The following is an 11,876-nucleotide window of genomic DNA, read 5'->3' on the forward strand; positions in this document are numbered from 1 at the left end:
GGCCCCAGAGAGGCCGCGCTGCCCTGGCCCCACCACCACCAGTGGGGCCCCTACCGGCTGTGGCTGCGACCCGGGCTCGAGGACTTCCTCGCCTTCGCCTGGTCCCACTTCGCCGCTGTCGGCATCTGGACCGCGTCCACGGCCGACTACGCCCACCCCGTCCTCGCCACCTTCCTCGACCCGGCGCGGCTGGCCTTCGTCTACTGCCGAGAGCGCTGCACCTACCGCCGGGACATCGACCGGGACGAGCGCTATTGGGTCAAGGACCTCCGGAAGGTCGCCCGCTTTGGCTTTGACCGCCGCGCGATCCTGGCGGTCGACGACACCCCGCGGAAGTTCGAGCGCAGCTACGGCAACCTCGTCGCCATCCGCTCCTTCGAGGGCGACCCCAGCGACCGCGAGCTGAGCCGGCTGACGACCTACCTGCGCACCCTCGGGCCCCTCGACGACGTCCGCCCCGTGGAGAAGCGAGGTTGGGCCAGTCGCACTCCCTGAACCCTCGAGTTCGGCGTACCCTGCCGGCCCGTGGACGACGCCGCGACCAAGCTGAGCGCCCGCCCCCTGCTGCTCGTCGTCATGGGCGTCAGCGGCAGCGGCAAGTCGACCCTCGCCCGCGCCCTCGCCGAGCGCCTCGAGCTCGCCTTGTTCGAGGCCGACGACTTCCACTCCGCCGCCGCCGTCGCGCGCATGCGCTCGGGCTTGCCGCTAACCAACGAGTGGCGCGAGCCGTGGATGGACGCGCTGTGCCAGCACCTGTCCCGAACGCGAGCCTCGGTGCCGCGCCGGGTCCTGGCGTGGTCGGGCCTCCAGCGCGACCACCGGGCGCGCATCCTCGAGCTCGGCGAGCCGACCTTGTTCCTGCACCTCGTCGGCCCCCCCGCCCTCGTCGCTTCGCGCATGGCCGCGCGCGAACACTTCTTCCCCGCGAGCTTGCTCGACAGCCAGTACGCCGCCCTCGATCCGACCGCGGGCGAGGCCAATGTCGTCGAGCTGGACATCGGCGTTCCCGTCGAGCGCCTGTGTGCCGTGGCCGTCGAGCACGTGCGGATGTGGCAGCCCCCGAAGGCCGCGGACGGCTGCTAAGGTCCGCCCCATGATGGTCTGGAACGTTCGCTTCATGGGGCGTCGGCTCGCCTCGCTCGCCGTGTGTGGTCTAGCCCTGGCTTGCTCGCGCTACGAGCCGGCCACGAACATGGACGACGAGTCCTCCGAGGGCGCCGACGGTGCCGAGGACCCGGACAGCGAAGGCTCGACCGGGGACCCCGACGCCCCGACGGCCAGCGAAGCCGCGGCGGCCATGGGCGTCGGGGTGAACCTCGGGCAGATGTTCGACAACACCCAGCACCCCCGGACCGTCGCGGCCGCGACGGCGAAGATCGACGCCTACTACGACATGGGCTACCGCAACGTCCGGATCCCGGTGACCTGGACCGAGCCCGTGGGCGGGGATCTGCTGGTCCTCGACCCGGCCGTCGGCGACGTCGACCGCGAGCACCCGCGCCTGCAGGTCATCGCCGAGGTCATCGATCACGCCCTCGCCAAGCCCGACCTCTACGTCGTGCTCAACGCCCACCACGAGGTCGCGCTCAAGACCGAGAGCCGCGCCGCGGTCCTCGAGCGGCTGTGGACCGACATCGAGGACATCTTCGGCGACCGCGACCACCGCCTGGTGTTCGAGCTCTTGAACGAGCCCCACCGCGAGGACACCACGCCCATGCCCGCGGCGGATCTGCGCGCCATGAGCGGCCTCGCCTACGACGCGATCCGAGCCGCCGACCCCCAACGCATCATCATCATCGGCGGCAACCAATGGTTTGGCGCGGCCGAGGTCCCGGCCGTGTGGACCAGCCTCGACGAGGTCGGCGGCGGCGCGGACCCCTACGTGATGGCGACCTTCCACCACTACAACCCGTGGACCTTCTGCGGCGACAACCAGGGCGACTACGACGACCCCTGGACCGAGGCCGACCTGTCCGGCCCGATGCAGACCATGCAGGCCTGGGCCGACGGCGTGGGCGGGGGCATGCCGGTCTACATCGGCGAGTGGGGCGTGGGCTACGGCAGCGTGCTGCCCGAGATGGACTGCAACAACGTCCGCGCCTGGTACCAGGGCATGCACGCCGTGCACGCGACCAGCTTTGGCCAGCCGACCGCGGTCTGGGACGACGGCGGGTGGTTTGGCATCTGGAACCACGACGCCGACGCCTTCGGCAACAACCTCGCCGAGTGCATCCTGGGCGAGTGCGAGTGGAGCGGCGACGATCGCTTCAACGCGAGCTGCCTGGCGCCCTGAACTCGACGCAGGCAAGCAGCAGTCTCCAGGAATGATCGCGCGACTGCTCCGTTGCCTTGCTTGGTGACCGCTCCCCTCCCGACCTGGAGACGCCTGACCCTCGCGACGCTGACGGCACTAACGCTGTTCACGGGCCTCGGGTGCGCCCACGCGCCGGAGCGCGCCCGCCTCGAAGGTGGCGTCGCCAGCGTCCGCTCCGAGGGCGCCCTCGAGCGCCGCTCCGAGCACCGGGCGCTCCCCAGCGGCGTCGTCGACCTGTCCGAGCCCCCGACCGTCCTCGACGCGGACAGCGTCGGGCTGCGGCCGCGCTTCGAGCCGCGCATGGTCCTCGACGAGCTCGAGCCCGTGTCGTGGATCGGCGAGGACTTCGAGGGCGAACAGACCGTCCTCGACCTGCGCAACCACTGCTCCGAGGGTTTCATGCACGGCTTCGGCGCGAGCGACCACCCGACCTCCGTCGAGACCCGGACCGAGCTCGCCAGCCACAGCGCCGGCGAGCAGCTCGTCCCCCGGGGCTCGTGGCTGCACCTGTGGCAGGGCGAGCGCTGGCTCGGGGCGGTGGTCACGACCACGGACCACGGCCAGATCGAGATCTCGGGGCTGTGCGACGGGCTGACCGCGCGGGCCGACCTCGCCGAGCGCGGGTGGACGGAGTTCTCGATCCGCTGGACCCTCGGCGACACCAACCGCGACGACGCGCCCGAGACCCCCGACGACTTCGCCGCGCTCGAGCCCCCAGGCGGCACCATCGAGCGCTGGTCCACGGACGACGAGGCCGCGCGCATCGAGCTGCGCCTCGTCAACTTCTGCGCCGACCCCCTCGACTACAGCTTCGACGATGCCCGGAGCTCGAGCGTCCGCGTCGAGACCCTCCCCGGCCACGCCCAGCGCATCGTCGAAGTGCCCGACGGCGCCTGGCTCCGCCACCGCACCGGCGAACATCCCTGGCAAGACAGCGCATCCACGACCCACGCCGGCGGCGTGCTGTGGATCGCCTCCAACTGCGTCGACTTTGGCGTCGCCGATGGCGAGGTCGTGCCCCTCGGTGGCGGCGCGACGGCGAGCGTGGAGCCCCTCAAACCTCGTCGATGACGATCGAGCGCGCGTAGTAGCCGCTGTCCAGGCGCACCGTCGGGATCGCCGGGTCCTCGATGCGCATGCGGATCTCGTAGGTCCCCGGCGCCTGCGGCCGCCAGGTGTGCGACCACAGCGTCCAGGTGTCGTTGGTCGCCTGCGGCGGGCAGACCTCCACGGGCTCGACGACGCCGTCGATCTCGATGGCCAGGGCGTCGGTCAGCTGCGTCCCGCCCCACAAAATGCCGATGATCCGATAGGCGAGCTCGCCCTCGACCCTCCACTGCTCGACCCGCACGGGCATCGCCGCCTGCTGCATGATCGCCGGGCTGTAGTCGGCCGCGAGGGCGTGGGCCTGGGTCTGGTGGGTGCGCGTGGCGAACTCCGCCATCTGACTCGTCGCCGGCTCGCCGTCGTCGACGAGGCGGATGCGGTCGACCCACTTGGCGTGGCAGCAGCCGTACCACCCCGGGATGATCAGCCGCACCGGGTAGCCGTGATCGGGCGGCAGGGGCTCGCCGTTCATGTGCGTGGCGAGCATCGCCCCGGCGGCGGCGATGTCCTCGAGCCGGAACACCCAGCTGCAGCCTGGGGTCGAGTGCGAGGAGACGTGGCTGTGCTCGTCGAAGCCCTCGACCAACACGGCCGTCGCCGCCGGGTCGACCTCGACCAGGTCGAGGACATCGGTCAGCAATGGCCCGGACCACTCGGCCGCGCTGATCAGCCCATAGGCCCGGTTGCCGCCGTTGCCCGAGCACTCCAGCAGCACCGCGCGGCTGACCTGGGGGAGGGCCGCGAGGGCGTCGAGGTCGAGGGCCGCCGCCGCGGCGACGAGGCCCTCGACGGCGATGGACCACGGCTGGTCGAGATCCAAGAGATCCGGGGAGGCGGTGCGGACGAAGAAGTCCTCGTTGGCGGTGATCAGCGAGTCCGCGTCGAGGGTGCCCAGATCGAGGGCCAAGCGGCCGTCGTGGCCCTCCCCCTCGGCGACCCCGACGGAGGCCTGGCCCTCGCCCACGAAGGTCGAGAGGCTCGCCAGCAAGGTCCCGCCCGCAAAAGGATCGGCGCAGGCCTCTCCGCCCTCATCGGCCCCCGTCTCGCCCCCCTCGTCCCCTGCTTCCCCGTCGTCGCTGCAGGCGAACATCAGAGTCGTCGACCCGCCGAGGCACAGGTAGAGGAAGCGTCGCCGGGCTTGGGGCATGCCCCGAGTCTACCGCGCTGGCTCTTGCAGGCCCCCCTCAGCCCTCGGACACGGGCAGCAAGACCACGTCTGAGTCGAGATCCCGGACCACGGCAAGATCGACGAGCTCATCCAGGCCGAGCTCCCGGAGCAAGAAGGGCGGCAGGGCCCGGAAGTGCAGGCGCGCCGTGATCGTCAAGGGCCCCTCGAGGCCCCCTGGCATGTGCGGCGAGAAGCGGTAGTCCCGGGCGCTCATGGGCGCCAAGGCGTTGCTCTCGTGGCCGTGAGCCCGCCACGAGAAGAGCTCGGGCTGGCCCTGCTCGTCGAGGAGGGTCGAGCCGATCACCACCAGGTCCGGGTCCGTGTTGGGGGCCAGGGTGCTCCAGCGATCGCACAGGTCACCGGCGGCGTCCAAGCCCCCCGTGACGTAGACCAGGGCCTGGTGGACGTCGCGGACCTCGAGCTCGATCCACACCTGGCGCATGAAGGTCGAACCCGTGGGGAAGGCGTGCCCCGCGATGTGGTTGGTGACCCGCACGCCGATGTCCAGCTCGGCCCCGGCCACGGCCTGCTCGGGCAACGAGAGCTCCACGCTCGCGGCTCCATCGAGGAGGGCCTCGATCTGGGCGTCGAGCATGGCCAGCACCGCGGGATCTTCGATGTCCCCCTCCAAGGGCAAGTCGACCCCCGTGAAGGTATGGCGGTGCAGCTCGCGCTCGGGCCCCCAGGGCGTCGCCGAGCCGGTGTAGCTGGGCATGTGGCAGCTCTGGCAGGTCTGCTCGGGAAAGGCCGGGGACTCGAGCCACTCGAGGAAGGGGCGCTCGAGGACGAGGCCCGAGGGCTCGACCACGTCGTGGCAGCTCGCGCAAAAGTCGGACTTCTCGAGGTGCGCTCCGTGCTCCGTGGCGTGGTAGGGGCTCTCGGGCGGGACCGGGCTCGGGCCGCGGATGGGCCCCCCGCCGTCCAGGGTGAAGCCCGCGTTGAAGGGCCGGACCAGCTCGCCGACCTTGTGGCAGGACTCGCAGGTCACCCCCTCGAGGGCGATGTCTGGGAGGGCGTCAAAGGCGAAGCCCGGGTCGCAGGCTCCCCCGCGGGCACAGATCGCCGAGTGACACTGTACACAAAAGGAGTCCTCCAATCCCTCGCTGCGCCGGCGCTCGACGAGGGCCTGAAACACCGGATCCCGCATGGACCGAGCGTGCCTCGAATACTGCCACTGGGAGGCGTGGGTGGGGTGACAGCCGGCGCAGACCTCGGCCGAGTCGAAGTCGGCTGGATCCAAGGTGGGCTCCGCCGGGAGCGAGAGGGGATCTTCGTAGACCTCGGCCGAGGACTCCCCAGCGTCCTCGAAGCCCGATGACCCCTCGCAGCCTGCGAGCGCCCCCGCCAGCCCTACTGCGATCACCGTCCACCCCCTCGCTGCGCCGCGTCTCCACCCCACTTCATTCTCATGATGGCCAGCCGAGGGCCGAGCAATGCGGAAAGACAGTCACCGCTCATGAGCTTTGGTGATGGCCCAAAATGATCGGTTCACTCGTGTTTGGTTACGGCTGGTGTGTCCAACAGGGCCCGAAGTTGCAGTGGGGTCCGAAAACGGCGAGTCCGCCCTGCCCGGAGGCGCTATGACTTCTCCGTGGTCCTCGACGCCGACGCCTGCTACCGCGCCCTGCGAGCACGAGATGCCCGCTTCGACGGGGTCTTCTATGTCGGCGTGGTGACCACGGGGATCTACTGCCGACCGATCTGCCCAGCGCGGACCCCTGGGCGGGCGCGCTGCACCTTCCACGCCCACGCAGCGGCGGCCGAGCGGGCCGGCTTCCGGGCGTGCCTGCGCTGTCGGCCGGAGCTCGCCCCGGGTCTGGCCTCGGTCGACGCGCGCACGCGCCTGGTCCAGCGGGCGGCTCGGGCGATCGCGGCGGGCTACCTCGACGCCCACGGGGTCGAGGAGCTCGCGGCCTCCTTGGGGGTGAGCGCTCGCCACCTTCGGCGCAGCCTGGAGGCGGAGCTGGGGGTCTCGGCGCGGGAGCTCGCGGCCTCCCGGCGGCTGGGCCTGGCCAAGCAGCTGCTCCACGACACGGCCCTGCCGATGACCCAGGTCGCGTTCGCGGCGGGCTATTCGAGCGTGCGCCGGTTCAACGCGGCGATCCGCGAGCACTTTGGGCGCTCGCCCTCGCAGCTGCGCGGTCGAGGGGAGCGCGAGCGCGGGGTGCTGCGCCTGCGCCTGGACTATCGCGCGCCCTTTGACTGGGCGGCAGCGGCGGCCCACCTGGCCCCGCGAGCGACGCCCGGGGTCGAGGAGCTCGTCGCGTCCTCCGGTCGAGCTCAGGGCCCTCGCTACCGCCGGGTCGCGGCCATCGGCGCCCACCAGGGCTGGATCGAGGTGGGCCCCGTCCCTGGGCGTGATCACCTGGAGGTCGTGGCCAGCCTGCAGCTGGCGCCAGTCCTGGCCGCGCTGGTCTCCCGCTTGCGCGCGCTCTTCGACCTCGACGCTCAGCCGGCGGCGGTGCTCGCTGGGCTGGCCGGGGATCCGCGCCTGGAGGCCTCGCTGGCTCGTCGGCCTGGGCTGCGGGTGTTGGGGGCCTTCGATCGCTTCGAGACGGCGGCGCGGGTGGTCCTGGGTCAGCAGGTCTCGGTGGCCGCGGCCACGACCCTGGCCGGGCGGGTCGCGGCGCGCTGGGGGAGCCCGATCGTCGATGAGCGCGGCGGGCTCTCGCGCACCTTCCCCTCGGCGGCGCGGCTGTCGAGGGTGCGGGCCTCGAGCTTGCGCTCGATCGGGCTCACGACCCGGCGGGCGCAGACCCTGGTGGCCTTGGCGAAGGCCTGCGCGAGCGGGCGCCTGGACCTCGAGGGTGAGCTCGAAGCGACCTTGGAGGCGCTGGGGGCGATCGCTGGGGTGGGGCCATGGACGCAGGAGATGATCGCCATGCGCGCCCTGGGCTGGCCCGACGCGTTCCCGGCGGGAGACCTGGTCCTGCGTCGAGCCCTCGCCAGCGCCAACGCCCGGGCGTGCGAGGAGGCGGCCTCGAGCTGGCGGCCATGGCGAGCCTACGCGGCCACGCACCTGTGGGCCGAGGAGGCCGGCACTTCCGGGTTCAGCGAGGATGAGCAACCATGACGCGACGCTACGAACAGAGCATGACGAGCCCCCTTGGACCCCTGCGCCTGGTCGCGAGCGAGCGGGGCCTGTGCGGGGTGTACTTCGAGGATCACGGCAAGCCCCAGGCCGAGCCCGCGCAGCGTGTCGAAGCGCACCCCATGCTCGACCTGGCGCGGGCGCAGATCGGGGAGTACCTCGAGGGACAGCGCGAAGACTTCGAGCTGACCCTCGCCCCGGAAGGAACGCCCTTTCAGCGCCAGGTGTGGGCGGCGCTGCTCGACATCCCCCACGGCCAGACCCGCAGCTACGGGGAGCTCGCTGCGGCCCTGGGCCGACCCACGGCGGCGCGGGCCGTGGGTCTGGCAAACGGCCGGAACCCCTTGTCGATCGTGGTCCCCTGCCACCGGGTCATTGGTCACGGCGGCTCGTTGACCGGCTACGCGGGGGGTCTCGAGCGCAAGCGATGGTTGCTGGCGCACGAGGGGAGCCTGCCCCTCGACCCCGCCACGGCTGTTCGCCTGCGAGCGCGGCGCTCGTGAACCGAGGCTCGGGCGGTCAACCCAGCAGGCCGGGGATTCCTCGACACGAGCCACAGCACGCCCCCGACGCGCGAGTCCTTTGTCGCCAAAAGCTCGCGGTACACCCGGTACAGCTTCGTTTTGGCTTCGCGGTCTCGCACGCCGGTGACGCACTGTGGCCCGCGCCGAGAAATCCCCGGCCTACCGAGAAAGGCAGCCGCCCACGGGTTCAGCGCCAGCTGAGTCCGTGGACGATGCTTTCGTGGATCATGGGTCCCGGCGCGGCCGGGGTGGGCGACTGCTAGGCGCCCTCGGCCTTGCGGACCTGCTCGAGCAGGTCGACCTCGACCAGGCTGATGTCCGGGTCCTTGACCTTCTTGGGCAGGACCTGCTCGAGGATCTTCGACGAGACCGTGAACAGGGCGCCCGCGACGAGGAAGGGGATGGCGATGTTGAACACGCCGACGCGATCGGTGGTCGCCGTCAGCCCCACCGAGACGAACAGCCCAGCGAGCAGTCCGACGACGGCCAGCGGCGCCGACACGATCACCGCGATCTTGTCGCGCCGCTTTTTGTCCTCCTCCCACGCCAGCTCGACGTGGCTGCGGGCGACGGCGTAGCTCAGATCGACGAACTGACCGCCGCACGACGGGCAGGGTCTGCTCCACGCTTGAGTCCCGGCGGGCGCGGGCACGCGGAAGGGGCCGGGGACGCTGTCGCTCATCGCCGAGGCCCCACAGGAGTTGCACAGGTAGCGCCGGAGTCGGTCAGGCATGGGGGCAGTGTAGTCGAAGGCTCGTCCACGCGGTCACGCGCGCTCCAAGACCCACAGCTGGTCGGTATCTGCGAGGTCGCGTCGCTCCCTCCTCAGGGGGTCGTGGACGACGCCACGCCCTCCCTGCCCCACGTCCACGACTCAGGCAGCTCGTGAGCCCCGTTCAGGGTCCAGAGCCCCTCCTCCGCCCCACCTGGGCTGGACTGTGGTCTTCCAGCTCCCCGGTCCAGCCGCCATACTCGACACAGCTCCGATGCGGAGCTCGACGGAACCCGCATGTACCAAGGCTATCGCTTCTCCTTTCGCGCGAGCGTGTGGTGGACTCGCCACTCGATCGTCTTCACGACCGTCTACGCGTCCGCCGTGGCCTGCCTCGCCTTCTTCTCCGGGTGGAGCTGGGTCGCGCTCCCCTGGCAGCCCGTCGGCCTCATCGGCGTCGCGCTGGCCTTTTACCTGGGCTTCAAGAACAACTCGGCCTACGACCGGCTCTGGGAAGCGCGCAAGATCTGGGGCGGCATCGTCAACGCCTCGCGCTCCTTCGCCGTCATGGCCCGGGACTTCGTGCACAGCGAGGAAGACGGCGACGCCCTGCGCAAGGAGCTCGTCCATCGCCACGTCGCGTGGCTGCACATGTTGACCGTCGAGCTGCGCAAGATCACCCCCTGGGAGCACCAGGGCGCGCCGTCCACGGCCTCGCGCGAGCGCTTCGGCACCGCCATGACCGAGGCCGACGCCGAGCAGGTCCTCGCCGAGTACGTGTCCGAGGACGAGGCCGAGTACATCCTCAGCAAGGGCAACCGCTCCTCCCACCTGCTCAGCGCCCAGTCCCGCCGGATGATGGAGCTGCGCGAGGCCGGGATCATCGATCACTTCCGTCACCTCGCCATGCAGGAGCTCATCACCGAGTTCTACACCCTCCAGGGCAAGGCCGAGCGCATCAAGAAGTTCCCCCTGCCCCGCCAGTGGGTCAGCGCCAACGCCTACTGCGTCGCCATCTTCCTCGCGCTCTTGCCCTTCGGCATGGTCGACGCCTTCCGCAGCGCCGAGGAGCCGTGGACCATCTTCCTGGCGATCCCGGGGACCGTGGTCTGCTTTTGGATCTTCTGGCTGATGGACCGGGTGGGCGAGTACAGCGAGAACCCCTTCGAGGGCCTGGCCAACGACGTGCCGATCCGCAGCATGGCAAGGGGCATCGAGATCGACATTCGCCAGATGCTCGACGAGACGGACCTGCCGCCCAAGCGCGGCGTCGTCGAGGGCACCGACGTGGTCGTCTGAGCCGCGGACGTGGGGGCAGGGAGGGTGTGGCGTCGCCTGCGACAACCCCAAATCGAACGAGACACCCTTCTGGCATCAGCTGGATCAGCTGGCGGGCATGTGATCTCATGCGGCGCGGGCCGCCTCTGAGCTCAGCCTCTGCGGCGACTCACAGCCACTGGGTCGCGCTGACCGTCATGGTCCAAGCGTCGCCCTGGGCGTCGGTGTAGACGAGCTCGAAAGGCTGAAGCTCCCATCCACCCGCGCTGTCGCTGACCGCCACCAGGTCCGTGGAGCTGTGGGCGAAGAGCATCACCATCTCGCCGGCAACCTCGGCCCGTACTACGAACTGTGCGTCTCCAGCAGCGAGCCGGTACTCACTCACACCGCCTGCCATCCCCAGCTGGCCCTTCGCATCGCCGTAGAGTTCGATGCGGGACTGCTCGACCACGATAGTCTGACCCGCGACCTCAGCTGTCAGACGGGGTTCGGGGATCAGCCGGAGTTCATCCAGGGACCAGGTATTGGTGCTGGCGTCGGCGGACAGGCTCAGGCGGGAGCAGTCTAGCCCGGTGCAGCTCGTGTCCAGCGAGGCGAAGGTGGTACCCAGCTGGAGCGGGGTCCCCGACTCCGGATCAATCACCGGGCCCAGCATCATACCCGCTCCGCTCTCGAGCACGGCGTCGATCCCTGGACCGGAGGGAGGCAGGCCACGTTCGAACAGATGATCTCGGTTCCAGTTCAGCGAGTCGCAGATCGGGGCACCCTCGATTGCCGGGGGACGGTAGAGATCGCTGAGGTTGGCGAGGATGACCTCCACGTAGACGTCCTGAATGTCAAAGTCCGACTCGTCCCAGGGGGTTCCCGCCGGAGGAATCTCCCACTTCGCCTTCAGCCCTGTGGGCGAGTCGTTGGTGTCTTCGAGCCCCTTCATGCAAGCTGTCGTGTTGTCGGCGATCCAATTTTGGAGGTCGACAGTCTCCTTTAGCTTTGGGATATCTCCTGACTCAATCGCGGACTCGAGACCGGCTGAAATCGACATGCAAACTTGCTGACGCAGATCGAGCATGCAGTTCTCGGCGTAGGTGGGTTGATCGGCAAGCGGTAGCTGCGGGTCGTGCGGCCCGCAGCAGGCCATGACCTTGGACTCCAGGTAATCCTCGTGACCCTGGCCGAAGTGGGCCCAGCCATCCGCCGAGGGGACATAGAGATCGAGCCCCGTCCCCTCGAAGGTGAAGCCGATGCGACCCCACCACACTCCGCCGCATTGATGAACGTAGCCCCAGGCAGCGCCATCTTCCCCGTTCTTCTCCCCGGCGATGCACTCGCCCGGGTCGAGCTCGCCGACGCCGACATCGATCGGAAGCGGCAGACCGGAGTCGTTCGCTCCAGCAGAGGCTTCGTCATCGAAGTTGCCGCTGTCGGGAGGCTTCGTGTCTCCGGCGCAGCCCGCGAGCAGCAGGCCGAGGGTCAGGGAGAGAGGTGGCGCGATTTTCTCGAGATCGAACTGAAACATGATGAGCCGACTCACTGAACTTGTTCATTGGACTCCTGGCGCTCAGTCGCCCAAGAGCTGGCCCGGCATACCTGCAGGCTGCGTACCAGCAGGAGCAAGGGGCAGGCTGCCATCCTGCTGCAACTAGTGACGAAGTTCTCGTCACCATGGTCAAGCCTGCTGACGA

Annotated in this window: 11 protein-coding genes; 7 read left to right on the plus strand and 4 right to left on the minus strand. The window is 70.0% G+C overall.

Annotation, left to right across the window (positions count from 1 at the left end):
- From PPSIR1_RS34840 to PPSIR1_RS34855, 4 genes are all read left to right on the plus strand, one after another.
- A partial coding sequence (locus PPSIR1_RS34840) for an HAD family hydrolase (RefSeq protein ID WP_006975958.1) occupies nucleotides 1-495 on the plus strand: 495 nt, incomplete at its 5' end.
- A gap of 30 nt (nucleotides 496-525) precedes the next feature.
- Complete coding sequence (locus tag PPSIR1_RS34845; RefSeq protein WP_006975959.1) at nucleotides 526-1,083, plus strand: gluconokinase; 558 nt, start codon at nucleotides 526-528, stop codon at nucleotides 1,081-1,083.
- 10 nt (nucleotides 1,084-1,093) lie between these two features.
- Nucleotides 1,094-2,293 carry a glycoside hydrolase family 5 protein gene (locus PPSIR1_RS34850; protein WP_006975960.1) on the plus strand — a complete coding sequence of 400 codons (1,200 nt, stop codon included), beginning with the start codon at nucleotides 1,094-1,096 and terminating at the stop codon, nucleotides 2,291-2,293.
- A 63-nt stretch (nucleotides 2,294-2,356) separates the two neighbouring features.
- Nucleotides 2,357-3,385, plus strand: coding sequence for a hypothetical protein (locus PPSIR1_RS34855; protein WP_157596291.1), 1,029 nt, complete (start codon nucleotides 2,357-2,359; stop codon nucleotides 3,383-3,385).
- Here PPSIR1_RS34855 and PPSIR1_RS34860 read toward each other — a convergent pair.
- Entirely contained in the window at nucleotides 3,369-4,568 is a 1,200-nt protein-coding gene (locus PPSIR1_RS34860) for a molybdopterin-dependent oxidoreductase (protein ID WP_006975962.1), read from the minus strand. The genes PPSIR1_RS34855 and PPSIR1_RS34860 overlap by 17 nt on opposite strands.
- Before the next feature lie 37 nt (nucleotides 4,569-4,605).
- The gene (locus PPSIR1_RS34865) at nucleotides 4,606-5,952 is read right to left on the minus strand and encodes a cytochrome c family protein (RefSeq protein ID WP_157596292.1); all 1,347 of its coding nucleotides are present in this window, start codon (nucleotides 5,950-5,952) and stop codon (nucleotides 4,606-4,608) included.
- Between the two features lie 228 nt (nucleotides 5,953-6,180).
- Here PPSIR1_RS34865 and PPSIR1_RS34870 point away from each other — a divergent pair, with 228 nt between their 5' ends.
- A complete protein-coding gene (locus PPSIR1_RS34870; protein WP_006975964.1) occupies nucleotides 6,181-7,662 on the plus strand; it encodes an AlkA N-terminal domain-containing protein in 1,482 nt (493 codons plus the stop codon).
- The gene (locus tag PPSIR1_RS50925; RefSeq protein ID WP_006975965.1) at nucleotides 7,659-8,183 is read left to right on the plus strand and encodes a methylated-DNA--[protein]-cysteine S-methyltransferase; all 525 of its coding nucleotides are present in this window, start codon (nucleotides 7,659-7,661) and stop codon (nucleotides 8,181-8,183) included. Before PPSIR1_RS34870 ends, PPSIR1_RS50925 begins: the two co-directional genes overlap by 4 nt.
- A gap of 280 nt (nucleotides 8,184-8,463) precedes the next feature.
- Here PPSIR1_RS50925 and PPSIR1_RS34880 read toward each other — a convergent pair whose 3' ends face one another.
- A complete protein-coding gene (locus PPSIR1_RS34880) occupies nucleotides 8,464-8,937 on the minus strand; it encodes a hypothetical protein (RefSeq protein WP_006975966.1) in 474 nt (157 codons plus the stop codon).
- Nucleotides 8,938-9,213: 276 nt separating this feature from the next.
- Between PPSIR1_RS34880 and PPSIR1_RS34885 the strand changes: the two genes are divergently transcribed.
- On the plus strand, nucleotides 9,214-10,215 hold the full coding sequence (locus PPSIR1_RS34885; protein ID WP_006975967.1) for a bestrophin family protein: 1,002 nt from the start codon (nucleotides 9,214-9,216) through the stop codon (nucleotides 10,213-10,215).
- 148 nt (nucleotides 10,216-10,363) lie between these two features.
- Here PPSIR1_RS34885 and PPSIR1_RS34890 read toward each other — a convergent pair whose 3' ends face one another.
- Nucleotides 10,364-11,710, minus strand: a complete 1,347-nt coding sequence (locus PPSIR1_RS34890) for a hypothetical protein (protein WP_157596293.1) — start codon at nucleotides 11,708-11,710, stop codon at nucleotides 10,364-10,366.
- Nucleotides 11,711-11,876: the final 166 nt, after the last annotated feature.

This window comes from Plesiocystis pacifica SIR-1, from assembly GCF_000170895.1.
GTDB lineage: Bacteria > Myxococcota_A > Polyangia > Nannocystales > Nannocystaceae > Plesiocystis > Plesiocystis pacifica.